This window comes from Serratia proteamaculans (assembly GCF_946227095.1).
In the GTDB taxonomy this organism is placed as follows: Bacteria; Pseudomonadota; Gammaproteobacteria; order Enterobacterales; family Enterobacteriaceae; genus Serratia; species Serratia proteamaculans_E.
This window is the reverse complement of sequence record NZ_CAMISV010000004.1, coordinates 178,659-204,983: the sequence shown is the minus strand read 5'-3', so window position 1 is coordinate 204,983 and position 26,325 is coordinate 178,659. Positions and strand designations below refer to the sequence as shown.

The following is a 26,325-nucleotide window of genomic DNA, read 5'->3' as shown; positions in this document are numbered from 1 at the left end:
TGGATGCTTAGTGATATCAGCTACCCATCCGCCCTTTGCTCCGGCGAAAAAATCCGCTATGTTGAAAGTCTGTCGAAGTTAACGTTAAGGAATAATCACATGGCACATGATTCAAATGCAGAAAACTTACGCGCTGAACTTAAATCCTTAGCCGATACGCTGGAAGAAGTGTTGAACTCTTCCACCGATAAGCCAAAAGCTGAACTGGAAAAGCTGCGCTCCAAAGCCGAAAGCGCGTTGAAAGATACCCGCGTGCGACTGAGCGATGCCGGGGACAAGATTGCCTCCCAGACCAAACAGATCGCCGGCCAGGCGGATGATTACGTTCGTGATAATCCGTGGACCGGTATCGGTATCGGCGCTGCGGTCGGCGTAGTGCTGGGCGTTCTGCTAGCGCGCCGCTAATTATGGCAGAACAGCCGCAAGTTCGCGCACAGGGCCCCGCTAAAGGGGTCCTGGATGTCGCCCAGCGTATCATCACCATTCTGGTCGGTATGGTGGAAACCCGGGTTCGGTTGGCCGTGGTCGAGCTGGAAGAGGAGAAAGCCAACCTCATCCAATTGCTGATTATGGCCGGCATGACCCTGTTGTTCACCGCATTTGGCCTGATGAGCCTGCTGATCCTGATTTTTTGGGCTATCGACCCTATCTACCGTCTGATGGCGTTAGGCGCGACTACCGGAGTGCTGTTGTTCCTGGCCGTGGTTGGCGCTATCTGGACTCTGGTCAAGGCCCGCCGCTCCACGCTGCTGGGCGCCACGCGCAAGCAGTTGGAAATCGATCGTTCCGAGTTGGAAGGTGAAAAATGAATCGCCGCCGCTATCTGGAATGGAGAAAAGAGAAGCTCATTAACAAGATCCAGCAGCAAAGGCTGGATCTTGCCGAGAACAAAACCCTGTGGCTGGAAAAGACCGAGCGCATCGATCGCGGTTGGCAAACCATTTTCGGCCTGCGTAAATACCTGGTGGTGGGCTCCAGCGTCATGGCGTTATATGGCGTCCGCCATCCCAGCAAGTTGATTCGCTGGTCACGCCGTGCTTTTGGTGCATTTGGTACTATCCGCTTGATTCAGAAAACCTTTTCCAACAAGTAACCCTTCGAAATTCCATCAATACTTCCGATATTTTGCCCGCCTTTTCACAGAAACTTTGCGTTTCTGTCGGCAAAGGCCGGGCAACTTTCTGATTCCCCTCGATTTGTTAGCAGGCTAAAGATTCAGTTTTTTTGAAAAAATACGACAGTTTTACTTGCTAACAAAGCGTACGCATCCCGATTAACATTCACTCCATCAATACGGAACGGGCAGGACAGGGTCAGAGACCCGGCATACCACCCACTAACATGACAAACGCCAAGACTGGCAAACAAAAATCACTTTGGAGTTGATGATGAAAAAATTAGAAGATACAGGTTTGCTGGTTGCTCGTATTCTGATGCCAATCCTGTTTATCGTGGCAGGCTACGGCAAAATGGGTGATGCGTATGCCGGAACCCAACAGTACATGCAATCGATGGGCGTACCTGGCTTCTTGCTGCCACTGACCATCCTGCTGGAATTTGGTGGCGGTCTGGCAATTCTGTTCGGTTTCCTGACCCGTACCGTGGCACTGTTCACCGCTGGTTTTACCATCCTGACCGCATTACTGTTCCATACTAACTTTGCGGAAGGCGTAAACCAGCTGATGTTCATGAAGAACCTGACCATCGCCGGCGGCTTCATCGTACTGGCCGTTGCAGGCCCAGGCGGTTTCAGCATCGACCGTATTCTGAACAAAAAGTGGTAAGATTTTAATACCGACTCTGGGGCCCGCATGTCGGGCCCTTTTGCTTTTTCACTCGGACACGAAGGAGACTCCCATGGGACAACTCGTCGATGGCGTTTGGCAAGACATCTGGTATGACACCTCATCCACCGGAGGCCGTTTCAAACGTTCAACCTCTCAGTTTCGCAATTGGGTGACCCCAGACGGTCAACCGGGCGAACACGGAGTCGGAGGTTTTAAAGCGGAGAAAGATCGTTATCACCTTTACGTTTCACTTGCCTGCCCCTGGGCACATCGCACCCTGCTGATGCGCAAATTGAAAGGGCTGGAGTCACTCATTCCGGTTTCCGTGGTGCATCCGCTGATGCTGGAAAATGGCTGGACCTTCGGCAGCGATTTCCCTGAAGCCACCGGCGACAGCCTGTACCACTCAGACTTTCTCTATCAGCTTTACCTGCGCGCCGACCCACACTACACCGGCCGTGTAACTGTGCCGGTACTGTGGGACAAACAGCAACAGACCATCGTCAGCAATGAATCTGCCGATATCATCCGCATGTTCAACAGCGCATTTGATGGTGTTGGCGCCCGCGCCGGTGACTATTACCCCACCGAGCTGCGCGAAAAAATTGATGAACTGAACGGCTGGATTTACGACCAGGTGAATAATGGCGTCTATAAAGCCGGTTTTGCCACCAGCCAGGAGGCTTATGACGAAGCGGTAAACGGGGTATTTGACGCACTGGCGCGACTGGAGCAGATCCTGGGGCAACAGCGTTACCTGACCGGCGATCGCCTGACTGAGGCCGACCTGCGCCTGTGGACCACGCTGATACGCTTCGATCCGGTGTATGTCACCCACTTTAAATGCGATAAACACCGTATCAGCGATTATCTCAACCTGTACGGCTTCCTGCGTGACATCTACCAAATGCCGGGCATTGCCGAAACGGTCAGCCTGCCGCACATCCGTAATCACTACTACCGCAGCCACGCCACCATCAATCCGCACGGCATTATTTCCATCGGGCCGGCGCAGGATCTGGACGAACCGCACGGCCGCGACCGGCGTTTCGGCTAACCGTTCCCCCTTTTGCTTAGCGGCGGAGGGGGTATTTACTGCCGTTCAAGTTGGGCAAATAGCCGTGGGATTTCGCGCAGGAACCAGGCTTTCGCCTCCCCCATGCTGTCACGCCGCCAGGCCATGATGATATCGACTTCGCGGCTGTATTCCGGCCCCACCACGCGTAAACGCCCTTCTTCGATGTCTTTCTCGACCATCGGGTAAGGCATGGTCGCCACGCCCAGCCCAGCCAGCAAAGCCAGGCGCTTGTCCTCAATGGTGCTGACCGTCAGACGCTGCTGTTTATCCAACAATTGTACGGTTAACACCGGGCGCTCACGTGCGGTATCCGCGACCGCAATACCGCGATACTTCACCCGGGTCACTTCGGACAGAGGCTCCGGCTCCAGATGGATGGGGTGGTTCGGCGCGGCCACATACACGCTCATCACCTTGTACAGCTTGCGGGTGTTAATTTCGGATGACGCGCGGAAATGCATGTCCGGGGCGATAACAATATCGGCACGTCCCTGCTCCAGCCTTTCCCAGGCACCGGCCAACACCTCGGTGAAGATCGATACCTGGGTATTGGCCTTCAGCGCCAGCTTATCGACCAGCGGGAACAGTTTGCTCGGGGGTGACAGTGCCTCGCTGACGATAGTCAGGTGCGTTTCCCAGCCGCGTGCCAGCGCTTCAGCATCGGTGGTCAGCTTGTCTGCCGCTTCCAGCAGTACCCGCCCACGCTCCAGCAACATACGCCCCACGTTGGTGAACTTGGTCCGGTGGCCGGAGCGGTCGAACAGCACCACGTCCAATTCTTCTTCCAATTTTTGCATGGTGTAGCTGAGTGCCGAAGGCACACGCCCCAGCTCATCGGCTGCCGCAGCGAAGCTACCACGTCGGTCGATCGCATCCATAACCCTTAACGCTTCAAGCGTTAACGCCCGATCTCTGGCCATCGAATCTCTCTGTCAGGAAATTTGAATATGCCGACCAGATTAACTGGCTAACAATCCGGCGTCCAGATGCTTACCATCTAGATAATGAATTTAGAGAGCCAATTGCCATGATTACATGCAGAACAGCACAACAATGCGGGCAAGCTGACTTTGGTTGGCTGCAGGCTCGCTACACCTTTTCTTTTGGACACTATTTCGATCCCAAGCTGATGGGCTACGCCTCACTGCGGGTGTTAAATCAGGAGGTGCTGGCACCAGGCGCGTCGTTCCAGCCACGCACCTATCCCAGCGTGGATATCCTGAATTTAATCCTGCAGGGAAAAGCGGAATACCGCGACAGCGAAGGTAACACGGTGAGCGCCAAGGCCGGTGAAGCCTTACTTATGGCTACCCAGCCGGGACTGAGCTACAGCGAGCAGAACATCAGCAGTGATACGCCGCTGACCCGTCTGCAACTGTGGCTGGATGCCTGCCCGGAGCGCAGCAACGAGCGAGTACAGCGCCTGATGCTGCCACAGGCCGGCCTGACGCTGTTGGCTTCCCCTGACGGTACGCAGGGCAGCCTGCAACTGCGTCAACAGGTGTGGATCCACCATCTGGATTTACAGCCGGGTGAACAGCAGACGCTGGCGCTGAACGGACCCCGCGCTTACCTGCAGTCGATCCACGGCACCATTGATGCCCATGGCGATCGCAACGACAGCCAACACCTGACCTGCGGCGATGGGGCGTTTATCCACGAGGAAAACCGCCTGACTGTCCGCGCTGAAACCCCGCTGCGCGCACTGCTGATCGACCTGCCGGTGTGAGTCGGATCCAGAAAGGAAAAAACCCCGCGTAACTTGCGTTACGCGGGGTTTTCTTTATAGAGGGAGTTGACCGGTAAGCCGGGTTCTGTCGTGGACAGTCATTCCTCTAGGCCAGCAATCGCTCACTGGCTCAAGCAGCCTACCCGGGTTCAGTACGGGCCGTACCATGTGAACCCCTATTTGGCCTTGCTCCGGGTGGAGTTTACCGTGCCACGAACTGTTGCCAGTCGCGCGGTGCGCTCTTACCGCACCCTTTCACCCTTACCTGATCCCGCTTGCGCGGGCCATCGGCGGTTTGCTCTCTGTTGCACTAGTCGTAGGCTTGCGCCTCCCAGGCGTTACCTGGCACCCTGCCCTATGGAGCCCGGACTTTCCTCCCCTCCATCTGTCTCCCCCGAAAGGGACGGCAATGAAGCGGCGACTGTCTGGTCAACTCCGGCGCGGATAGTAGCGTTGCGCTCACGGCAGGTCAACCGCTTTACTGTTCTTGTTGCTCTAACGCGTATTTATACAACGCATTTTTCTTCACGCCGTGGATCTCCGCCGCCAGTGCCGCCGCCTTTTTCAACGGCAGCTCTTTTTGCAGCAACGCCAGGGTCCGCAGCGCCTCCAGCGGCAATGCATCGTCCTGCGCCTTATGGCCTTCAACGATCAACACCATCTCGCCGCGACGACGCACTTCATCTTCCTGCACCCAGGCCAGCAGTTCACCGACTGGCGCGCCGGTGATCGATTCCCAGGTTTTGGTCAGCTCACGCGCCAGCACCACATAACGTTGCGGCCCCCACACGGTGACCATGTCCTGCAAACTTTCCAGCAAACGGTGGGTTGATTCGTAGAAAATCAACGTACGCGGTTCCTCTGCCAGCGCCATCAGCGTATCCTTACGGCCCTTGGTTTTCGCCGGCAGGAACCCTTCGTAGCAGAAGCGGTCAGAAGCCAGACCGGCGGCACAGAGCGCCGTGGTAGCGGCACAGGCGCCGGGTAGCGGCACCACGCGGATGCCGGCTTCGCGGCAGCGGCGCACCAGGTGATAACCGGGATCGTTGATCAAAGGCGTACCGGCGTCGGAAACCAGTGCAATGCTCTGGCCTTCCTGCAGTTTAGCCAGCAGTTGATCGGCCTTTTGTTGTTCGTTATGGTCATGCAGCGCAAACAACCGCGCGCTAATCGCAAAGTGTTGCAACAGCAACCCGGTATGGCGCGTGTCTTCGGCCGCAATCAGATCAACGCTTTTCAGTACCTCTAACGCACGGTGGGTAATATCCCCTAAATTGCCGATTGGGGTGGGCACCACATACAGCGTTGATGCAGAAATGACTGATTGTTGGTGTTGATTCATTGTTTCATCCGGGTTGCCGATTTAATATTGAGCATCTTGAAAAAAACATCACTGGATACAGTATGCTTTCCTCAACATTCGTTCGTACCAAAGCAGGGCGTTCAAAGCCTGTCCGACTTACCGCAGTGATCGCAGCAGCCCTTTTCCTTGCAGGCTGTCCAAGTCAGGCCCCGCAGACGCCGCCTGCCAATATACAGGACGAAGCGAGCGCCAGTTCCGATTACTATCTGCAGCAGCTGCAGCAAAGCAGCAATGATAACAAGGCTGACTGGCAATTACTTGCTATTCGCGCGTTGTTACGTGAAGGGAAACTGCCGCAGGCCAGTGAACAACTGAACCAATTACCGAAAAACCTCAGCAGCGTGCAGCAGGTGGAAAGCCAGTTGCTGACTGCAGAACTGCAGGTGGCGAACAAAAGCTACGTCAGCGCTCGCAGTACGTTGGGCCATCTGGATACCGGCTCACTGTCGGCCAACCAGTTGGTGCGCTTCTACCAGGCGCAGATTGCCGCCAATCAGGGCAAACCTTCGCTGCCGCTGATCCGCGCTTACATTGCGCAAGAGCCGTTACTGACCGGCAAGGCACATCAAACCAACCTGGATCAAACCTGGCAGTCGCTGCTGCAACTGACGCCGCAGGACATGAACAGCCTGGTGATCAACGCCAATGAAAATGTGTTGCAGGGCTGGCTGGATCTGCTGCGGGTCTATCAGGACAACAAGCAGGATCCCGATCTGCTGAAGGCCGGGATTAAAGACTGGCAGAACCGCTATCCGAAGAACCCGGCGGCGAAAACATTACCAACCCAGTTGAACCAGGTGCTGAACTTCACCCAGGCTTCCACTTCAAAAATCGCACTGCTGCTGCCGCTGAACGGCCAGGCAAAAGTGTTTGCCGACGCGATCCAAAAAGGCTTTGAAGCAGCGAAGAACGGCGTGACCCCTTCGACACCGATGCAACAACAGCAATCACAGCCTGGCAGCGCGCCGGTGCAAGCCGCAGCTCCAGCGTCAGCAGACCAAAATGCCAATGGTGCCGTCAGCACCTCGGCGCCAGAGGCTGCCCCGGTAACGGCCGCCCAGCCTGCTGCACCTTCCACTGCGCCGATTACCCCGCCGCAGGCCGCCAACGCACAGATTAAAGTGTATGATACCTCCAGCCAACCGCTGGCCGCGTTGCTGACGCAGGCTCAGCAGGATGGTGCAACCCTGGTGGTCGGCCCGCTGCTGAAAGAAAACGTCGATCAACTCGCTGGCAGCACTACCACGCTGAACGTGTTGGCGCTCAATCAACCGGAAACGCCGAAAGATAACCCAAACATCTGTTACTTCGCGCTTTCACCGGAAGACGAAGCGCGTGATGCCGCCCGCCACATTTGGGAACAGCAGAAACGGCAACCGCTGTTGCTGATCCCACGCGGTGCCTTCGGCGATCGCGTTGCCAAAGCCTTTAACCAGGAATGGCAGAAACTCGGCGGTCAGACCGTGCTGCAGCAGAACATCGGCTCCGCCAGTGAACTGCGTCAGATGGTCAACAGCGGTGGTATTCGCATGTCCGGTACGCCAATCTCCGCCGCACCGGCGCCGCAGGCCGTGACCATTGCCGGGCTGACCATTCCGGCACCGCCAAGCGATACGCCTGCCGCCAGCGGTGGCAGCGTAGACTCGGTGTATATCGTCGCCACCCAGTCCCAGTTGACGCTGATCAAACCAATGATCGACATGGCCACCAACTCACGCAGCAAGCCAGCAATGTACGCCAGCTCACGCAGCTACCAGGCCGGTGCCGGTCCGGACTTCCGCCTGGAAATGGAAGGCCTGCAGTTCAGTGATATTCCGCTGTTGGCTGGCGCTAACCCGCAGTTGTTACAGCAGGCCAGCAGCCAGTTCCGCAACGATTATTCGCTGGTGCGTCTGTACGCCATGGGGATGGATGCCTGGACATTGTCCAACCACTTTGCTGAAATGCGCCAGTTGCCCGGCTTCCAGGTCTCCGGCACCACCGGTGTGCTCACCGCCGCACCGGGCTGTGTGATCAACAGAAAGCTGCCTTGGCTGCAATACCGTCAGGGCATGATCGTTCCGGTCTCTTGAGTCAACGCGCCATAGGGGCGGGCTATGAGTTACAGGCCCGCCACTATCTGGAACGCGCCGAGCTCACCTTCTGCGCTGCCAATGTGGCGCTGCGCGGTGGTGAGCTTGATCTCATCATGCGCGATGGTCAAACCTGGGTGTTCGTTGAAGTCCGCTACCGCCGCAGTGACGCTTTTGGCGGTGCGGCGGCCAGCGTCACTTATCGCAAGCAGCAGAAGTTGCTGCATGCCGCCGCCGTTTGGCTGGCGGGACGCGGAGCCAGTTTTGACACATCGTCTTGCCGTTTTGATGTTTTGGCCATCACAGGTAGCCAGTTAGAATGGATACCCAACGCCTTCAATGCGGATTAATCGTGGTTTACCGGTGCAGACCGGCCCTTTGACTTAGTGGATTAATACAACGTGCTGGATAGAATTAAAGCCTGTTTTACCGAAAGCATCCAAACCCAGATTGCGGCGGCGGAGGCCTTGCCCGACGCCATCTCGCGTGCCGCGATGACGCTGGTTCAATCCTTACTTAACGGTAATAAAATTCTGTGCTGCGGCAACGGCACCTCGGCAGCCAACGCGCAGCATTTCGCCGCCAGCATGATCAACCGCTTTGAAACCGAGCGCCCAAGCTTGCCGGCCATTGCGCTAAATGCCGATAACGTGGTGCTGACGGCGATCACCAACGATCGGCTGCACGACGAAGTCTACGCCAAACAGGTGCGCGCGCTCGGCCATGCCGGCGACGTGTTGCTGGCAATTTCCACCCGCGGCAACAGCCGTGATATTGTGAAAGCAGTCGAAGCCGCGGTAACGCGCGACATGACGATTGTCGCGTTGACCGGTTACGACGGCGGTGAATTGGCCGGTTTGCTTGGTCAACAGGATGTCGAGATCCGAATCCCATCACACCGCAGTGCACGCATTCAGGAAATGCATATGCTTACCGTAAATTGCCTATGCGATCTGATAGATAGTACGTTGTTTCCCCACCAGGACGAATAAGGAACTGAGATGAAGCTGAAAGCCACATTTGCAGTGCTGTCCAGCGCCCTGCTGTTACAAGGCTGTATTGCAGGCGTTGTCGTTGGCAGCGCTGCCGTTGCCACCAAAACTGCCACTGACCCACGTAGCGTGGGCACTCAGGTAGACGATGGCACACTGGAAGCCCGGGTTGAAAACGCCCTGAGTAAAGACCAGCAATTGAAGAAAGATGCCCGGGTGGTTGCGACCGCCTATCAGGGTAAAGTGCTGCTGACCGGTCAGGCACCAAATACCGATTTGGCCGCCCGCGCCAAACAGATCGCGATGGGTGTTGAAGGCACGACCGAAGTGTATAACGAGGTCCGTCAGGGGACGCCGGTCAGTCTGAGCACCGCGTCTTCCGACACCTGGATCACCACCAAGGTCCGTTCGCAGTTGCTCACCAGCGATGCCGTGAAGTCATCCAATGTGAAAGTCACCACCGAAAATGGTGAAGTGTTCCTGCTGGGTCTGGTCACGCAACAGGAAGCACAATCTGCGGCACAGACAGCCAGCCAGGTGGGCGGCGTGAAACACGTCACCACCGCCTTTACCTACGTGAAATAACCAGTGGTCCGATGCCCTCTCCTGCGGGAGAGGGTGACGGCTCACTCAATCCAGATTATTTTCTTTCAGAAAACCTTCCCCACCCAACTGACGCATTTGGCGCATGATCCACTGTTGCCGTTGCACCACGTAACCGGAAGGCGCATTGGCCTTGAAGCGGTGTGGGTTAGGTAATACCGCGGCCAGTAATGCGGCCTCTGACGCGGTCAGACGCTTGGCCGGTTTGTTGAAAAAGCGCTGTGACGCTTCCTCCACGCCGAAAACACCGTCGCCGAACTCGACGATATTCAGGTATACCGTCAGGATACGTCGCTTGGTCCACACCAGCTCAATCCCCGATGTCAGCCCGGCCTCCAACCCTTTGCGCAGCCAACTGCGGCCATCCCACAGGAACAGGTTCTTCGCCGTTTGCTGAGACAGCGTAGAAGCACCACGGATGCGCGTAGGCCGACGTTCATTGTGGCTAAGCGCCTTTTCGATCGCCGCTACGTCAAAACCCCAGTGCTCCGGGAATTTCTGATCCTCCGCAGCCATCACCGCCAACGCCATCTGCGGGGAAATATCCTCCATCGACACCCAGTCGGAATGTGCCACATAGCCAAAATCGCCACTCAGCCAGGCACCAAGCTGCCGTTCAACCATCACCGCAGAAAAAGGCACGGGCAGAAAAGCAAAGGTGGCGATCCCCAGTAGCCACACGCCGACCAGCGTAATTAATCCGCGTTTCAGCCAAAACCAGGGCCGGGAGAAAACCGATTTGCCCGCAGATTTTCTCATTCAGTCAAATCCAGCACCCGTGAAACCAGCTTATCAATTCCGCTGGCCGCCTCACCGATCGATTTCGCCAGCATATAAGCCGGCGTGGTCACCACTTTGTTATCTACATCCACCACGATGTCATCAACCGGGCAAATCACCGGCTCACCGCCCATGGCATCAATTACTTCCCCCAGGTCGGGATCGTTGCCAATGGTCAGCCGCACTTGTTGATCCAACAGCTTCGGTAGCAACGCGGGGGCAATGCACATGAAACCGATTGGTTTATTTGCCTTATGCATTTGCTGAGTTAACTTAGCCAAATCCTTATCAATCCAGCATTCTGCCCCTTCACTGGCGAAACTGCTGAGATTCTTTGCCGCGCCAAAGCCACCGGGGACGATCAGGGCATCCAGTTGGCTGGCGTCGGCCTGTGAAAGCGGTTGGACTTTCCCCCTGGCAATGCGCGCAGACTCCACTAAAACATTGCGAATTTCTGGCATTTCATCACCGGATAAGTGATTAATAACATGAAGTTGAGGTTTATCAGGGGCAAAGCACACCGCCTGTGCCCCCGCCCGGTCCAACGCCAGCAGCGTCAGGACGGCCTCATGGATCTCCGTACCGTCATAAACCCCGCAGCCGCTCAGCACTACACCCACGTTTTTCATCACCCCTCCTCCTGTCGATACTGTCAACTGGTTAGTGCTCTGAGTTGACAAACACTAATCTACATCACACATTTTAATGAATCTTCTAACAAGAGCGCTTACATTTGCTATGTTGTTGGCTGTATGATGTTTAGGAATTCTCTACAACCTGCTCGACCAGAACATTAAAACCAATACGCAGGTTCACAATTTCCCTGGTGTTGGCGCAATATTCGCGCACCCCGGCCTAGGTCGGGGTCATTTTTTTTCAGCTTCCGCTACCCACTCACGCAGTACTTGCACATCGTTGCGCCACTCCAGCTTCAACTCATCAACCCAATCCTGCACGTTATCCCACCATGCCGGCAGCGTCGGGGTTTGAATTTGCTGTGCAATCTGTTGCAAATGACGCAGGCCAACCGAGCCGGCGGCACCTTTGATTTTATGCCCCTCTTCGGTGATGCCCTTCTGGTCGCGCGCCGTCATATTGGACTCCAGCACCGCCAGATAACCCGGCATCATCTGCTCAAACATCTCCAGGCTCTGATGAATCAACTGCGGCCCCACCAGGTCCATGTACTGTTCCAGCATGGTGGTATCCAGTAAAGACTCATTAATCTTCATCGTCTTTTGCTCCGTTTTCTTTGTGGTGTGAGAGGGTTGATGATCCCAGTAATGTTTTATCACCTTGGTCAGCGCCGGTACCGACAACGGCTTGCTCAGCACATCGTCCATTCCCGCGTCGAGGTACTCTTTTTTGTCTTTCAGCACGTTGGCGGTCAGCGCAACCAACGGCGGCAGCGCCTGCCCGGCATAGCGCTCACGCAGTATCCGGGCGATATCCAGCCCGGTCATGTCCGGCAACTGGATGTCCAGCAGCACCAGATCGAACTCGTCCGGATCGAACATCGCCAGCGCATCCTGGCCGTTCATCGCCACTTCAACGCTGTTACCCAGTTTCTCCAGAACCGAACGCGCCACAATCACGTTCAGCTCAATGTCTTCCACCAGCAGAATATGCAGCGCCGGCAATGGCAGCGCCTCTTCGACTGCGGTCTCACTTTCCGCTTCCTGTACCGCCGGTGCCTTGATGGATAAGGTAAAGCAAGAACCGTGCCCCTGTGTGCTGCTGACGGTGATATCGCCGCCCATGCTCTGCGCCAGACGTTTGGAAACCGCCAGCCCAATGCCCGTACCGGTCGCCGGACGGCCGCCGTGCTGATCCTTCACCTGATAATACATGGCGAAGATTTTGTCCTGTTCATCCTGCGGAATGCCCATACCGGAGTCTTCTACTTCAAACACCAGCCGATCCTGCTCTTCGCGCCGTACGCGCACCACAATTCGCCCTTGCGGGGTAAACTTCACCGCGTTGCCGATCAGGTTCCACAGGATCTGTCGCAGGCGGGTGCCGTCGGCAATGATTTGTTGCGGCAGCGGTTGTTGCGGCTCCATCACAAACTGCAGCCCTTTCGGCTGTACCAACAGGCCGGAGAGATTTTCCAGATCGGCCAGGAAGCCGGTGAAGTCTACAGGTTGGTTGTCGAGCTGCACTTTACGGCGCTCGAGCTTATCCATCTCGATAATGTCGTTGAAGATATTACCCAGCGTGATGGCGCTGACATGGATGGTTTTGAGGTATTTCAGCTGTTCGTCGTTTAATTCGGTATCGAGCAGAATACGGCTCAGGCCGACGATGCCGTTAAGCGGCGTACGAAGCTCGTGGCTGATCGTTGAGATGAAGGTGGTCTTGTCCCTGCTGGCGTTCTCCAGCGCGTCCTGATAGCGCTTACGCTCGGTTATATCGCGGCCAAAGCCCATCAGACCGTGGCGTTTACCCACGCGGTCGTAAAACGGCACCTTGCGCAGCTCGAAACAGGCCTTGCGACCATCCGGATAAACCAGCCACTGCTCGTAGGTCAGTGAGACGTTGTGACGGAACACTTTCTCGTCGGTTTCGATCACCTTCTCGGCAATGTCCTGACCGTAGACGTCAAATGGCGTCAGGCCGATCAGCTGCTTTTCGCTTTTGCCGGTCAGCAGCTCCATCGCCCGGTTACAGCCGGAGAACTCTTTGTCTTCGTTGCGGTAATAGACCAGATCCGGCGAAGCATCGAGGAAGGAACGCAACAGCGCCGACTGCTGGCCCAGTTCGATCTGCGCCAGCTCACGCTGCTCCATCTCTCCCGTCAGCTTGTCCATCACCTGCTGACGCTCTTCTTCCGCCTTGATACGGTCGGCAATTTCCTGATTCAGTTGGCTGATGTTGTCCTTAAGCTGTTGGTTAAGCTCCAGGTCGCGATGGCGCATCTCTTCCAGCTTATCCACCAGCCGCGTCAGGCGCTGGCGTGACTCTTCAAGCTGTTCGACCACCACCGACAGAAAGTAGACCGCCCATGGCGTAATCAGCAGGCCGAAGAAGATTGAACGCACCACGTCGATGCTTTCTACCTCTCCGCGCAACAGCATGGTGACCGCCATTTGCACCACCATTGCCAGCACCACCAGTGCCGATGCCAGCAGCAGCGAAAAGCGTACCAGCCCCAGTTTTACCATTAAATCAACGTAGTACTGGGCTAACACCCGGATTTGCTTCATAGCCGCTCCCATCAGACAGAATCTTGTAAATCATACCGTAAAACCCCGATGAGATAAGAAAGCAAACGCCGAAGTGTGGGAAAGATTGCAAATCAAAACAGTGTACAAGGACGATATTGCTGCTTTTCTGCCAATGCGCTGCCCTGACCGCCATGCTGTTGCAGGTAGCCCCCCACCGCCTGCATACCGTTCCAGCGGTTTTCGCACCATAATGGTGCCAATAGCGTCGGTCGGCGCGCGCTGGCGGAGATACGGTGATATATCACCTCTTTCGGCGTATGGCGGATCATCTCACCGGCGCTGGCGGCATAGTGTTCGAGCGACAGTTCGGGCAGTCGCCCGGCCTGCCAGGCCCGCGCCAGGGTGCTGCCGGTCACGATATGCAGCGGGTGCAGCTTGATGCCATCGACACCGCTGTCCACCACCTGTTGCAGGGTCGCCAGATGGTCGGCAGCCGTTTCCCCCGGCAGCCCGACAATCAGGTGGCTGCACACCTTCAACCCACGTTCACGTGCCAGCCGGGTGGTGCGCTGATAACAGGAGAAATCATGGCCGCGATTGATGCGTTTCAGTGTTTTATCGTGCGCCGTCTGTAGCCCCAGCTCCAGCCACACCTCATACCCCTGTTCAAGGTAGCCCGCCAGCAGATCAAGCGCGGCGGGCGGTACGCAGTCCGGGCGAGTCCCAACGCAGATGCCGACCATTTCGGCCTGCGCCAACGCCTGCTGATACATCTGTGCCAGCAGGCTTACTTCTGCATAAGTACTGGTGTAGGCCTGAAAATAGGCCAGATAGCGCTTAGCCCGGTTGACCCTGACCGCCTGCAACGCCAACTGTTCGGCGATACTTTGCTGCTGCATCTGTTCATCGGCGAAAGAGGCCACATTGCAGAAGGTACAACCACCGCGCCCCAGAGTGCCATCGCGGTTCGGACAACTGAAACCGCCGTGCAGCGTGAGTTTATGGATTTTTTCACCGTAGCGGCGCTGGAGATCGGCGCCAAACATATTGACTAATTGCGGCAACTGCATAATCTTGGAGATCTCTGTGCTCAAAGCCCGTGATGCTAATAAGAAACGGCTTTTCCCGCGATGACAGAGATCAACGCTTTCCCCGCAAGGCTTCACTAGGCATAACTATTCATTATAAATGCAAATAAAATCACTCGGGTCGAGATGAATTTTTCTTATTCTCACGCAACCGTTCCCGTCAATATGACAAAGCGATGAAAAATAGTTATAAACAACGAAAAATATTAACTTATTAGAACAAAACTCTGACATTCACACCCGCACTAGCATGGTGCAGAGATTCAGGCATTGCACTATAGTGAGACAGCTCACATTTCTCCGGGGTTCAGCGCTCCCCTGCGCAAGCTCAAAACTTGCTATAACATATTAAATATCAATCTATTGACCGCAATAAATCCCATAAGAAACCCCCTTAGGCCTATAGTTGACCTGCGTATTCTTTCTCGCTAAGTTGGAAGTCCGCTGGAAGCTTTCTGGACGGGCAAACGTCTCGTCATATTTATGCAGTAATTTAAGACTCCCTCTTAAAACAAGTCATTTACCACTTGTGAGAACCGTCACGAGAGGCCATTAACGGAGGGCGGAAAAGCAGATCGGCGCTATTAACCTTGCTGATTGGACTTCTGCCTGAAGGGAAGCCCCCTCGTGAAAAGGTTGTGAGAGTCACGCAGAGCCTGGGGAGGTTCACTGATATGTTGTACGATAAATCCCAAGAGCGGGACAACTGTGGTTTCGGCCTGATCGCCCACATAGAAGGCGAACCTAGCCATAAGGTGGTGCGTACTGCTATTCACGCACTGGCCCGTATGCAGCACCGTGGCGCAATCCTTGCTGACGGCAAGACTGGCGACGGTTGCGGCCTGTTATTACAAAAACCCGACCGCTTTTTCCGCATGGTGGCGGAAGAACGCAGCTGGCGTTTAGCCAAGAACTACGCCGTTGGCATGATGTTCCTCAGCCAGAACGAAGAGGAAGCCCGTGCCAGCCGCCGCATTGTCGAAGAAGAGCTGCAGAATGAAACGCTGTCTGTGGTCGGCTGGCGTGAAGTGCCGACCAACCCGGACGTATTGGGTGAGATCGCCCTCTCTTCTCTGCCACGCATTGAACAAATCTTCGTTAACGCCCCGGCTGGCTGGCGTCCACGCGATATGGAACGCCGCCTGTTTATCGCGCGTCGCCGTATCGAGAAGCGCGTCCAGGACGACAGCTTCTATGTCTGCAGTTTCTCCAACCTGGTGACGATCTATAAAGGCTTATGCATGCCTGCGGATCTGCCGCGTTTCTATCTTGATCTGGCGGACCTGCGCCTGGAATCGGCCATCTGCCTGTTCCATCAGCGTTTTTCCACCAACACCGTGCCGCGCTGGCCGCTGGCACAGCCGTTCCGCTATCTGGCGCACAACGGCGAGATCAACACCATCACCGGCAACCGACCGCCAGTGGGCACGAGCCCGTACTTATAAATTCCAGACGCCGCTGATCCCGGATCTGCAGAATGCCGCGCCGTTCGTTAATGAAACCGGCTCCGACTCCAGCTCGCTGGATAACATGTTGGAACTGTTGCTGGCGGGTGGGATGGATCTGATCCGCGCCATGCGCCTGCTGGTGCCGCCGGCCTGGCAGAACAACCCGGACATGGACACCGATCTGCGCGCCTTCTTCGACTTCAACTCGATGCACATGGAGCCGTGGGACGGCCCTGCCGGCATCGTGATGTCCGATGGCCGCTACGCCGCCTGTAACCTGGATCGTAACGGTCTGCGTCCGGCGCGCTACGTCATCACCAAAGACAAGCTGATTACCTGCGCCTCGGAAGTCGGGATCTGGGATTACCAGCCCGATGAAGTGGTAGAGAAAGGCCGAGTGGGCCCTGGCGAGCTGATGGTGATCGACACCCGCAGTGGCAGGATCCTGCACTCCGCCGAAACCGACAACGATCTGAAAAGCCGCCACCCGTACAAAGAGTGGATGGAAAAGAACGTCAAGCGCCTGGTGCCATTCGAGGACCTGCCGGCCGATCAGGTCGGTAGCCGCGAACTTGACGATTCACAGCTCGAGACTTACCAGAAACAGTTCGGCTACAGCAGCGAAGAACTGGATCAGGTGATCCGCGTGCTGGGTGAGATTGGTCAGGAAGCCACCGGCTCAATGGGTGACGATACCCCGTTCGCCGTGCTCTCCAGCCGTCCGCGCATCATTTATGACTATTTCCGTCAGCAGTTCGCCCAGGTGACCAACCCACCGATCGACCCGCTGCGTGAAGCGCATGTGATGTCACTGGCGACCAGCATCGGCCGCGAAATGAACGTGTTCTGCGAGGCGGAAGGCCAGGCGCACCGTTTAAGCTTCAAATCGCCGATCCTGCTGTATTCCGACTTCAAACAGCTCACCACGCTGGAAGGCGAATATTATCGCGCCGATACGCTCGATCTGACCTTTGATCCGGCCGAGCAAGATCTGGAGCAGACCGTTCGCTCCCTGTGCGACGAAGCAGAACGCAAAGTCCGCGACGGTGCCGTGCTGTTGGTGCTGTCCGACCGCGCTATCTCCACTAGCCGCCTGCCGGTGCCTGCACCGATGGCCGTAGGCGCGATCCAGACCCGTCTGGTAGATAAGAACCTGCGTTGCGACGCCAACATTATCGTTGAAACCGCCAGCGCCCGCGATCCGCACCATTTCGCCGTGCTGCTGGGCTTCGGCGCGACGGCGGTCTACCCGTACCTGGCCTACGAAACCCTGGCCAAACTGGTAGATACCCAAGCGATCGACAAGAAATACCGTGAAGTGATGCTGAACTACCGTAACGGCATCAACAAAGGCCTGTACAAGATCATGTCCAAAATGGGCATCTCGACGATTGCCTCTTACCGCTGCGCTAAACTGTTCGAGGCCGTCGGTCTGCATCGCGATCTGTCCGATTTGTGTTTCCAGGGCGTGGTCAGCCGCATCGGCGGCGCCAGCTTCAGCGATATCCAACAGGATCTGCAGAACCTGTCCAAGCGCGCGTGGCTGAAACGCAAACCGCTGGAACAGGGTGGCCTGCTGAAGTTTGTCCATGACGGCGAGTACCATGCGTACAACCCTGACGTGGTGAGCACGCTGCAAACCGCGGTTCACAGCGGCAAATACAGCGACTATCAGACTTACGCCAAACTGGTGAATGAACGTCCGGTGGCAATGCTGCGCGACCTGTTGGCCATTACGCCGAAGGGCACGCCAATCCCAGTTGATCAGGTTGAACCGGCCGAATCGCTGTTCAAACGTTTCGATACCGCAGCCATGTCTATCGGTGCACTGAGCCCGGAAGCGCATGAATCGCTGGCAATTGCCATGAACAGCCTCGGCGGCTTCTCCAACTCCGGTGAAGGCGGCGAAGATCCTGCGCGCTACGGCACCAACAAGGTGTCACGCATCAAGCAGGTGGCGTCCGGCCGTTTCGGCGTGACCCCGGCCTACCTGGTGAATGCCGATGTGATCCAGATTAAAGTGGCTCAAGGGGCCAAGCCGGGTGAAGGCGGTCAGTTGCCTGGCGATAAAGTGACCCCTTATATCGCCAAGCTGCGTTACTCGGTACCGGGCGTGACCCTGATATCCCCACCGCCACACCATGACATCTACTCGATCGAAGATCTGGCACAGTTGATCTTCGACCTGAAGCAGGTCAATCCGAAGGCGATGATTTCGGTGAAGCTGGTTTCCGAACCGGGCGTCGGCACCATCGCTACCGGCGTGGCGAAAGCCTATGCCGACCTGATCACTATCGCCGGCTACGACGGCGGTACCGGTGCCAGTCCGCTGTCTTCGGTGAAATATGCCGGCTGTCCGTGGGAACTGGGCCTGGTGGAAACCCAGCAGGCACTGGTGGCTAACGGCCTGCGCCATAAAATCCGCCTGCAGGTGGACGGTGGCCTGAAAACCGGCGTGGATATCGTCAAAGCGGCGATCCTCGGTGCGGAAAGCTTTGGCTTCGGTACCGGCCCTATGGTGGCACTGGGTTGTAAATATCTGCGTATCTGTCACCTGAATAACTGCGCAACCGGCGTGGCAACTCAGGACGAAAAACTGCGCCGCGATCACTATCACGGCCTGCCGGAACGTGTGGTTAACTACTTCCAGTTTATCGCGCGTGAAACCCGCGAAATCATGGCGCAACTGGGTGTCAGTCAACTGGTCGATCTGATTGGTCGCACCGAGTTCCTGACCGAACTGGACGGCATTTCTGCCAAGCAGAACAAGCTGGATCTGTCGCCGTTGCTGCAAACCGCTACGCCGCACCCAGGCAAGGCGCTGTACTGCACCGAAAGCAGCAACCCACCGTTCGACCAGGGGTTGATGAACAAAGATCTGCTGGCGCAGGCGGAACCGCATATCGAAGCCAAACACAGTAAGGCTTTCTACTTCGATATCCGCAATACCGACCGCTCAGTGGGCGCGACCCTGTCCGGTGCTATCGCTACCGTGCATGGCGATCAGGGCATGGCAGCCGACCCGATCAAGGCGTACTTCTCCGGTACTGCAGGCCAGAGCTTCGGCGTCTGGAATGCGGGCGGGGTTGAACTGACCCTGACCGGTGACGCCAACGACTACGTCGGTAAAGGCATGGCCGGTGGCCGTATCGCCGTACGCCCACCGATTGGATCTGCGTTCCGTAGCCACGAAGCCAGCATCATCGGTAACACCTGTTTGTACGGCGCTACCGGCGGCAAGCTGTTCGCCGCAGGCCGTGCCGGTGAGCGTTTCGCCGTGCGTAACTCCGGTGCCATCACCGTAGTCGAAGGCATCGGTGACAACGGTTGTGAATACATGACCGGCGGCATCGTCTGCGTGCTGGGGAAAACCGGCATCAACTTTGGTGCGGGCATGACCGGCGGCTTCGCCTACGTGCTGGATGAAGACGGCGAGTTCCGTAAACGTGTGAACCCAGAGCTGGTGGAAGTGTTGGATGTCGAACAACTGGCGATTCATGAAGAGCACCTGCGTGGCTTGATTACCGAGCACGTTCAGGCGACCGGTTCTTCGCGTGCGGAAGAGATTCTGGCTAACTGGCCGGAATGGGCGCCGAAGTTCGCTCTGGTCAAGCCGAAGTCCAGTGATGTCAAAGCATTGTTGGGTCACCGTAGTCGTTCCGCAGCCGAGCTGCGGGTTCAGGCGCAGTAAGAGGTCATTCATGAGTCAGAATGTTTATCAATTTATCGACCTGCAGCGCGTTGATCCGCCAAAGAAACCGCTCAAGATCCGTAAAATTGAGTTTGTAGAGATTTACGAGCCGTTTTCGGAAACTCAGGCGAAGTCGCAGGCGGACCGCTGTCTGTCCTGCGGTAACCCGTATTGCGAATGGAAATGCCCGGTTCACAACTACATCCCGAACTGGCTGAAGCTGGCGAACGAAGGTCGCATCATGGAAGCTGCGGACCTGGCGCACCAGACCAACAGCCTGCCGGAAGTGTGTGGCCGCGTTTGCCCACAGGATCGCCTGTGTGAAGGCTCCTGCACCCTGAACGATGAGTTCGGTGCGGTGACTATCGGTAACATCGAGCGCTATATCAGCGATAAAGCGATTGAGATGGGCTGGAAACCGGACATGTCCCACGTGCTGCCTACCGGCAAACGCGTGGCGGTGATCGGTGCCGGCCCTGCCGGTCTGGCCTGTGCCGACGTGCTGACTCGCAACGGCGTGAAAGCGGTGGTTTACGATCGTCATCCGGAGATCGGCGGCCTGCTGACCTTCGGTATCCCGGCCTTCAAGCTGGAAAAAGAAGTGATGGTGAAACGCCGTGGCATCTTTAGCGAGATGGGCATTGAGTTCCAACTCAATACCGAAGTGGGCAAAGACATCACCATGGAGACGCTGCTGAGTGAGTATGACGCAGTGTTCCTCGGGGTCGGTACCTATCAGTCCATGCGCGGTGGCCTGGAGAATGAAGAAGCGCCGGGCGTCTATGACGCACTGCCGTTCCTGATCGCCAACACCAAGCAACTGATGGGCTATCAAGCCGAGCAGCACGAGCCGTATATCAGCATGGAAGGCAAACGCGTGGTGGTGCTGGGCGGTGGTGACACCGCGATGGACTGCGTGCGCACCTCCGTCCGTCAGGGGGCAACCGACGTTATCTGTGCCTACCGTCGTGATGAAGCCAACATGCCAGGCTCCAAACGCGAAGTGAAAAACGCGCGTGAGGAAGGGGTGGATTTCAAATTCAACCTGCAGCCGCTGAGCATTGAACTGAACAGCGCCGGTCGCGTAGCCGGCGTGAAAATGGTTCGTACCCAGTTGGGTGCACCGGATGCCAATGGCCGTCAAACGGCTGAACAGGTACCGGGCTCCGAGCACATCATCGATGCCGATGCCGTGGTCCTGGCCTTTGGTTTCCGCCCGCATAAGATGGACTGGTTGGCCGCTCACGACGTTGAGCTCGATAAACAGGGCCGCATTGTGGCGCCGGAAAGCACCGATAATGCCTTCCAGACCAGCAACCCGAAAATCTTCGCCGGTGGCGATGCGGTGCGCGGTTCGGATCTGGTGGTGACGGCGATTGCCGAAGGCCGTAAAGCGGCCGATGGCATCATGAGCTATCTGGAAGTTTAATCTTTCCCAGCTTTCACCAAAGGGCCCGCGGTTAACTCTGCCGGGCCCTTTGTTTTTTCCATGCTGCCCACACGCTTTGTAACAACCTCCCCCACAGCCCGGCACCTGACCCGCTATAGTATTCAGTTAGCATCACTCAGAGGCGCGGTTGCGCCTGAAATCTTGATAAGGATAGCTAACCATGAAATTCTCCATTCCCTTATTGACCGGCGCTCTGCTGGTTATCAGCTTCAGTTCACTGGCTTCGTCGCTGGACCCTCAAGAAGTGGGTTATAACATTGAGGCGCACGGTGCGGCACCGGTGGTCGCTCAGTTGGCTAAAGCGGGTCAGCTCACCACGGTAGAAAACAGCATCAAGCTGGGCGACGACAGCTGGATTGCGCTAGCCCCCAAACTGGCCAATGGCGGCAACACTGCCTTCACCGCCGGCATAAAGTCTGCGCTGTCCTTTGCATTGGCTTACAACCCCGCCGCCGTGCTGCATGCGCTCGACAAAGGCAATAATTTGCCAATCAACGATATCTGCACCGCACCACCTGAAGTGCAGGGCGACACCGCTATCACCTCGTTTAAGCAGCGAGCTGCTCATGCCCTCACTACCGTGCGTATAGGTGACCTCAGCGCTCCACGTGACGCCTGTATTGCTGCATTGAAGAGCTGATAATCTCCTGGATCGCAGGCAATAAAAAAGGTCGCCAAAGCGACCTTTCGTGTTCACCACTGCGGGGTTATTTCACCACGCGTAGCGCCGGGCGACCACCACGTGGCGGCGGCGGTGGCTCATCGTCCGGATCGTTGCCTTCATCCAGATCAGGGCGATCACCATCAATCACCGACATCAGGCTTTCCGAAGGGATCGTCTCATTGTCCAAACCTTCAAACGTGCCTTCCGCTTCATAAGCGGCTTCCGGTTCGAACATGGTACCTGCGCCGTTTTCACGGGCATAAATCGCCAGCACCGCGGCCATTGGCACCAGGACCTCACGTGGCACACCACCGAAACGCGCGTTGAAATGCACTTCGTCGTTGCCCAATTCCAGGTTGCCTACTGCACGCGGCGCGATGTTCAGAACGATCTGACCATCACGGGCGAATTCCATCGGCACCTGCACGTCAGGACGCGTAACATCCACCACCAGGTGCGGCGTTAACTGATTGTCCAGCAACCAGTCATAAAACGCACGCAGCAGGTACGGGCGGCGCGGAGTCATCTGAGACATATCCATAACGCTTAGCCCCGAGTCTGCAGGCGCATTTCGCGCTCGGGTTCGGTCAGGGAGGCCAGGAAGGCGTCACGCTCGAACACGCGAGTCATGTAGCCTTTCAGCTCTTTGGAACCGGCACCGCTCAGTTCAATGCCCAACTGCGGCAAACGCCACAGCAGCGGCGCCAGGTAGCAATCCACCAGGCTGAACTCTTCGCTCATGAAGTACGGGGTCTGACCAAAGATAGGGGCAATCGCCAGCAGCTCTTCGCGCAGTTGACGGCGAGCTGACTCAGCTTCCTGACCGTTGCTCTGCTCGATTTTGTACATCAGCGAATACCAGTTTTTCTCGATACGCAGCATCATCAAGCGGCTCTCACCACGAGCAACCGGGTAGACCGGCATCAATGGTGGGTGCGGGAAGCGCTCATCGAGGTATTCCATGATGATGCGGGATTCATACAGGGTCAGTTCGCGATCGACCAGGGTAGGCACCGTCTGGTACGGGTTGAGGTCAATCAGATCCTGCGGCAGGTTATCCAACTCAACCTGCTCAATCTCAACGCTGACACCTTTCTCCGCCAGTACGATACGTACTTGATGGCTAAAAATGTCGGTCGGGCCAGAGAACAGCGTCATTACCGAACGTTTGTTGGCAGCGACAGCCATGAAAACCTCCAAGTTATCTAGAAAATACTGCGAATAGCCAACTGACAGGCTGCTATCCTGAATGATCTTGACCGCAGGCCAGCAACTCGCAGCAAAACCTTAGGTCATAAAAACGGCCTCGGAGGTAGACTGATAACTGCTGCATGGCGAACAGGCGCAAAAGTGGATGATAGTTTACCAGATTTTGCTTGTTTTGTGGGGGCTGTACGGTGATTTCGTATTGAATTGTCTGATATACCAAAGATTTTAGTAGCGACAAGTTGATTTTCAGGCATAAAAAAACCCGGTGAAGCACCGGGTTTTTGGCGTAAATTCCACTGCCGAGGCAGTAAAAAATTAACGCTTGGAGAACTGCGGACGACGACGTGCTTTACGCAGGCCGACTTTCTTACGTTCAACCTTACGGGCGTCACGAGTAACGAAGCCAGCTTTACGCAATTCACCGCGCAGAGTCTCGTCGTACTCCATCAGTGCACGGGTGATACCGTGACGGATAGCGCCAGCCTGACCAGAGATACCACCACCTTTAACGGTGATGTACAGGTCAAATTTACCAACCATATCGGTCAGTTCCAACGGTTGACGAACTACCATGCGGGCAGTTTCGCGACCGAAGTACTGTTCCAGGGTACGTTGGTTAATTACGATGTTACCACTGCCCGGCTTGATGAAAACGCGAGCGGCGGAGCTTTTGCGGCGACCAGTGCCGTAGTATTGATTTTCAGCCATTGCCTATAATCCCGATTAGATGTCAAGAACTTGCGGTTGCTGTGCCGCGTGAGTGTGCTCGGTGCCCGCGTAAACTTTCAGTTTACGGAACATTGCACGACCCAACGGACCCTTTGGCAGCATGCCTTTAACCGCGATTTCAATCACACGCTCTGGATTGCGGGCAATCATCTCTTCAAAGGTCGCTTGCTTGATACCACCGACGTAGCCGGTGTGACGGTAATACACTTTGTCTGTACGCTTGTTGCCGGTTACAGCAACTTTTTCTGCGTTCAGAACGATGATGTAGTCACCGGTATCAACGTGCGGGGTGTATTCCGCTTTATGCTTGCCGCGCAGACGACGAGCCAGTTCAGTAGCGAGACGGCCTAAAGTTTTACCATCTGCATCAACAACGTACCAGTCGCGTTTTACGCTCTCTGGTTTAGCTGTAAAAGTTTTCATTAGAAAGCTTACCCAATAATTAGTTACACGTTGGTGAACACCCAAACGCTCGAAAACAGTTGAGGCTCACACGACCATACAAGTCCAGCAAACCTACCCCTTCGAATAGCCATTGCCGGCACTAAAAAGTTTTTGGGAAAAAAACTTTGTTGTAACGTGGGGTCGCAAGATTATAGAGAAGTCGCTCACAAAGATCGAACGCTTTTTGAATAGAAACGCAATTTAGCGCTAACGGCGGAAATACGGGGACGCCGGTGGTCGGGGTCCCCCTGGACGTCACGGCAGATGCGGCAACTTCAGATACTCTTCACTCTGCATTTCTTGCAGTCGCGACAGGCAGCGTTGGTACTCAAACTTCAGTCGCTCCCCCTGGTAAATATCGAACATCGACACTTCGGCGGCGATCACCAGCTTGACGTGACGTTCGTAAAATTCATCCACCAGCGCCAGGAAGCGACGTGCAGTATTTTCTTTCAACGGCCCCATCACCCGCACATTATACAGGATCACGCTGTGATACAGGCGCGACAGGGCAATATAGTCCAACTGGCTACGCGCCTCTTCGCACAACGTGTGGAAATCAACCGCCAGCACGCCGTCTACCGCGCGGATCGCCTGCAACGGCCGGTGATTGATCTGCAATACCGGCGCCACCTCCCCTTCTTTACCTGCCAGCTTCACAAACATCCGGTCCATGGTCTGCCGGGTCTGTTCATCAAGCGGCGTCAGGTACAAGTGCGCCTGAGTCAAAGTGCGCAGGCGGTAATCAATACCGGCGTCAACGTTCATCACGTCACAATACTGATTAATCAGATCGATCGCCGGCAGGAAACGCGCACGCTGCAGGCCGTTGCGATACAGATCGTTCGGCGGGATATTAGAGGTCGCTACCAGCGTAATGCCACGGGCAAACAGCGCCTGCAACAAGGTAGCCAGCAGCATCGCGTCGGTGATGTCGGAAACAAAGAACTCATCGAAACACAGCACGTCGGTCTGCGCCTTGAAACCATCCGCGATGATTTCAAGTGGATTTTCCTGCCCCTGCAGCTCAGTCAGCTCTTCGTGCACCCGCAGCATAAAACGGTGGAAATGCAGCCGCAGCTTGCGGTCCCCCGGCAGGCTGTGGAAGAACATATCCATCAGCCAGGTTTTGCCGCGGCCAACGCCACCCCACATATATAAGCCCTGAGCCGGGCGCTGCGGAGCCGTTTCGCCGCTCTTGCCCAGCCAACGGTTGAACTTGCCGCGCAGGCCACCGACCGGCGCACTGACAGCAGGCGTCTGCTGTAATGCCTGATAGATATGATCCAGTTGAGTCACGGCCTGACGTTGCACCGCATCGGCCTGATATTCTCCCGCATCCAGCGCCTGCTGGTAGCGTGATAATGGTGATTGTGCCTGCATCTGTTCGATGTTCCCTAACAACGCTTAGAAATTATTTAGCCCATTTTCGCGACAATTTGGGGGGGCTTCTCGCCCTTATCGCTACAAATACCCGCTCAGGGCGCTACTGAAAACCCTGAAGAAATCAGGTCATGGCTCATCAGGATTCCACTCGGACAAGGTTAACGGTTATAGTGGATATTATTAAGTGAAAAATCCCTGCGGAACAACGAAGTCAAAATAGGAGTCATCATGACCTGGGAGTATGCGCTGATTGGTTTGGTGGTCGGTATCGTCATTGGTGCGGTAGCGATGCGTTTTGGTAACCGTAAATTACGTCAACAACAAGTTTTGCAGAACGAGTTGGACAAGAGCAAAACCGACCTGGAAGAGTATCGCCAGGAGTTGGTTGGCCACTTTGCCCGCAGCGCTGAGCTGCTGGACAACATGGCACGCGACTATCGCCAGCTGTATCAGCACATGGCGAAGAGCTCCAACAACCTGCTGCCGGACCTGCCAATGCAGGAAAACCCGTTCCGTTATCGCCTGAACGAAGTCGAAGCGGATAACGATCAAACGCCGGTAGAGATGCCACGCGATTATTCTGAAGGCGCATCTGGCCTGCTGCGTGGCGAACGTCCGCGCCGCGACTAAAAGCTGTTCTTCGCC

General features: G+C 56.0%; 24 protein-coding genes, 1 other RNA gene and 1 pseudogene. 14 read left to right on the top strand and 12 right to left on the bottom strand.

Features of this window, described 5'->3' with window-relative positions:
- Positions 1 to 99: 99 nt before the first annotated feature.
- From OC597_RS10065 to OC597_RS10045, 5 genes are all read left to right on the top strand, one after another.
- A complete protein-coding gene (locus OC597_RS10065; RefSeq protein ID WP_004948431.1) occupies positions 100 to 405 on the top strand; it encodes an ElaB/YgaM/YqjD family protein in 306 nt (101 codons plus the stop codon).
- A 2-nt stretch (positions 406 to 407) separates the two neighbouring features.
- Complete coding sequence (locus OC597_RS10060) at positions 408 to 809, top strand: phage holin family protein (protein ID WP_099062125.1); 402 nt, start codon at positions 408 to 410, stop codon at positions 807 to 809.
- A complete protein-coding gene (locus OC597_RS10055; RefSeq protein WP_261425073.1) occupies positions 806 to 1,093 on the top strand; it encodes a YqjK-like family protein in 288 nt (95 codons plus the stop codon). The genes OC597_RS10060 and OC597_RS10055 overlap by 4 nt, the downstream gene beginning before the upstream one ends.
- A gap of 295 nt (positions 1,094 to 1,388) precedes the next feature.
- Positions 1,389 to 1,784: a DoxX family protein gene (locus OC597_RS10050; RefSeq protein ID WP_099062123.1), complete on the top strand. Its 396-nt coding sequence runs from the start codon at positions 1,389 to 1,391 to the stop codon at positions 1,782 to 1,784.
- Positions 1,785 to 1,857: 73 nt separating this feature from the next.
- Positions 1,858 to 2,844, top strand: coding sequence for a glutathione S-transferase family protein (locus OC597_RS10045; RefSeq protein ID WP_261425072.1), 987 nt, complete (start codon positions 1,858 to 1,860; stop codon positions 2,842 to 2,844).
- Between the two features lie 35 nt (positions 2,845 to 2,879).
- Here the strand turns inward: OC597_RS10045 and OC597_RS10040 are convergent, their stop codons facing one another.
- Positions 2,880 to 3,785: a LysR family transcriptional regulator gene (locus OC597_RS10040; protein WP_085119136.1), complete on the bottom strand. Its 906-nt coding sequence runs from the start codon at positions 3,783 to 3,785 to the stop codon at positions 2,880 to 2,882.
- Positions 3,786 to 3,892: 107 nt separating this feature from the next.
- On the opposite strand from OC597_RS10040, the gene OC597_RS10035 reads away from it, so the two are divergent.
- Positions 3,893 to 4,594, top strand: a complete 702-nt coding sequence (locus OC597_RS10035) for a pirin family protein (protein ID WP_261425071.1) — start codon at positions 3,893 to 3,895, stop codon at positions 4,592 to 4,594.
- Positions 4,595 to 4,652: 58 nt separating this feature from the next.
- On the opposite strand, the gene rnpB is transcribed toward OC597_RS10035, so the two are convergent.
- Positions 4,653 to 5,031: RNase P RNA component class A (gene rnpB / locus OC597_RS10030), an RNA gene on the bottom strand.
- A gap of 41 nt (positions 5,032 to 5,072) precedes the next feature.
- Positions 5,073 to 5,936 carry a 16S rRNA (cytidine(1402)-2'-O)-methyltransferase gene (gene rsmI, locus OC597_RS10025; protein ID WP_085119140.1) on the bottom strand — a complete coding sequence of 288 codons (864 nt, stop codon included), beginning with the start codon at positions 5,934 to 5,936 and terminating at the stop codon, positions 5,073 to 5,075.
- Positions 5,937 to 5,998: 62 nt separating this feature from the next.
- Here rsmI and OC597_RS10020 point away from each other — a divergent pair, with 62 nt between their 5' ends.
- The 4 genes from OC597_RS10020 to dolP are packed head-to-tail and all read left to right on the top strand — an operon-like array spanning position 5,999 to position 9,606.
- Positions 5,999 to 8,029: a penicillin-binding protein activator gene (locus OC597_RS10020; protein ID WP_261425070.1), complete on the top strand. Its 2,031-nt coding sequence runs from the start codon at positions 5,999 to 6,001 to the stop codon at positions 8,027 to 8,029.
- Positions 8,026 to 8,379, top strand: coding sequence for a YraN family protein (locus tag OC597_RS10015; protein ID WP_262208558.1), 354 nt, complete (start codon positions 8,026 to 8,028; stop codon positions 8,377 to 8,379). Before OC597_RS10020 ends, OC597_RS10015 begins: the two co-directional genes overlap by 4 nt.
- 51 nt (positions 8,380 to 8,430) lie before the next feature.
- Positions 8,431 to 9,021, top strand: a complete 591-nt coding sequence (gene diaA / locus OC597_RS10010) for a DnaA initiator-associating protein DiaA (protein WP_004948462.1) — start codon at positions 8,431 to 8,433, stop codon at positions 9,019 to 9,021.
- Between the two features lie 9 nt (positions 9,022 to 9,030).
- Entirely contained in the window at positions 9,031 to 9,606 is a 576-nt protein-coding gene (dolP, locus tag OC597_RS10005) for a division/outer membrane stress-associated lipid-binding lipoprotein (protein ID WP_099062118.1), read from the top strand.
- Between the two features lie 45 nt (positions 9,607 to 9,651).
- Here dolP and mtgA read toward each other — a convergent pair whose 3' ends face one another.
- From mtgA to mnmL, 4 genes are all read right to left on the bottom strand, one after another.
- On the bottom strand, positions 9,652 to 10,383 hold the full coding sequence (gene mtgA / locus OC597_RS10000) for a monofunctional biosynthetic peptidoglycan transglycosylase (RefSeq protein WP_262208556.1): 732 nt from the start codon (positions 10,381 to 10,383) through the stop codon (positions 9,652 to 9,654).
- The gene (gene elbB, locus OC597_RS09995) at positions 10,380 to 11,033 is read right to left on the bottom strand and encodes an isoprenoid biosynthesis glyoxalase ElbB (RefSeq protein ID WP_261257768.1); all 654 of its coding nucleotides are present in this window, start codon (positions 11,031 to 11,033) and stop codon (positions 10,380 to 10,382) included. Before elbB ends, mtgA begins: the two co-directional genes overlap by 4 nt.
- Positions 11,034 to 11,270: 237 nt before the next feature.
- Entirely contained in the window at positions 11,271 to 13,610 is a 2,340-nt protein-coding gene (gene arcB / locus OC597_RS09990) for an aerobic respiration two-component sensor histidine kinase ArcB (RefSeq protein WP_262208553.1), read from the bottom strand.
- 92 nt (positions 13,611 to 13,702) lie between these two features.
- Positions 13,703 to 14,641, bottom strand: coding sequence for a tRNA modification radical SAM protein MnmL/YtqA (mnmL, locus tag OC597_RS09985; protein WP_261258011.1), 939 nt, complete (start codon positions 14,639 to 14,641; stop codon positions 13,703 to 13,705).
- Between the two features lie 692 nt (positions 14,642 to 15,333).
- Here mnmL and gltB point away from each other — a divergent pair.
- From gltB to OC597_RS09970, 3 genes and pseudogenes are all read left to right on the top strand, one after another.
- Positions 15,334 to 19,798: pseudogene (gene gltB, locus OC597_RS09980) on the top strand (glutamate synthase large subunit).
- A 10-nt stretch (positions 19,799 to 19,808) separates the two neighbouring features.
- Positions 19,809 to 21,227, top strand: a complete 1,419-nt coding sequence (locus OC597_RS09975; RefSeq protein WP_085119156.1) for a glutamate synthase small subunit — start codon at positions 19,809 to 19,811, stop codon at positions 21,225 to 21,227.
- Between the two features lie 181 nt (positions 21,228 to 21,408).
- Positions 21,409 to 21,888: a hypothetical protein gene (locus tag OC597_RS09970; protein WP_261257774.1), complete on the top strand. Its 480-nt coding sequence runs from the start codon at positions 21,409 to 21,411 to the stop codon at positions 21,886 to 21,888.
- Between the two features lie 67 nt (positions 21,889 to 21,955).
- On the opposite strand, the gene sspB is transcribed toward OC597_RS09970, so the two are convergent.
- The 5 genes from sspB to zapE form a co-directional block, all read right to left on the bottom strand.
- Complete coding sequence (gene sspB, locus OC597_RS09965) at positions 21,956 to 22,453, bottom strand: ClpXP protease specificity-enhancing factor (protein WP_099062111.1); 498 nt, start codon at positions 22,451 to 22,453, stop codon at positions 21,956 to 21,958.
- A 5-nt stretch (positions 22,454 to 22,458) separates the two neighbouring features.
- A complete protein-coding gene (sspA, locus tag OC597_RS09960) occupies positions 22,459 to 23,100 on the bottom strand; it encodes a stringent starvation protein SspA (RefSeq protein ID WP_085119652.1) in 642 nt (213 codons plus the stop codon).
- Between the two features lie 336 nt (positions 23,101 to 23,436).
- Positions 23,437 to 23,829: a 30S ribosomal protein S9 gene (gene rpsI, locus OC597_RS09955; RefSeq protein WP_085119653.1), complete on the bottom strand. Its 393-nt coding sequence runs from the start codon at positions 23,827 to 23,829 to the stop codon at positions 23,437 to 23,439.
- 15 nt (positions 23,830 to 23,844) lie between these two features.
- Positions 23,845 to 24,273, bottom strand: coding sequence for a 50S ribosomal protein L13 (rplM, locus tag OC597_RS09950; RefSeq protein ID WP_012147045.1), 429 nt, complete (start codon positions 24,271 to 24,273; stop codon positions 23,845 to 23,847).
- Between the two features lie 276 nt (positions 24,274 to 24,549).
- On the bottom strand, positions 24,550 to 25,677 hold the full coding sequence (gene zapE / locus OC597_RS09945) for a cell division protein ZapE (protein ID WP_262208549.1): 1,128 nt from the start codon (positions 25,675 to 25,677) through the stop codon (positions 24,550 to 24,552).
- A 231-nt stretch (positions 25,678 to 25,908) separates the two neighbouring features.
- On the opposite strand from zapE, the gene zapG reads away from it, so the two are divergent.
- Positions 25,909 to 26,310: a Z-ring associated protein ZapG gene (zapG, locus tag OC597_RS09940; protein ID WP_261257785.1), complete on the top strand. Its 402-nt coding sequence runs from the start codon at positions 25,909 to 25,911 to the stop codon at positions 26,308 to 26,310.
- Positions 26,311 to 26,325: the final 15 nt, after the last annotated feature.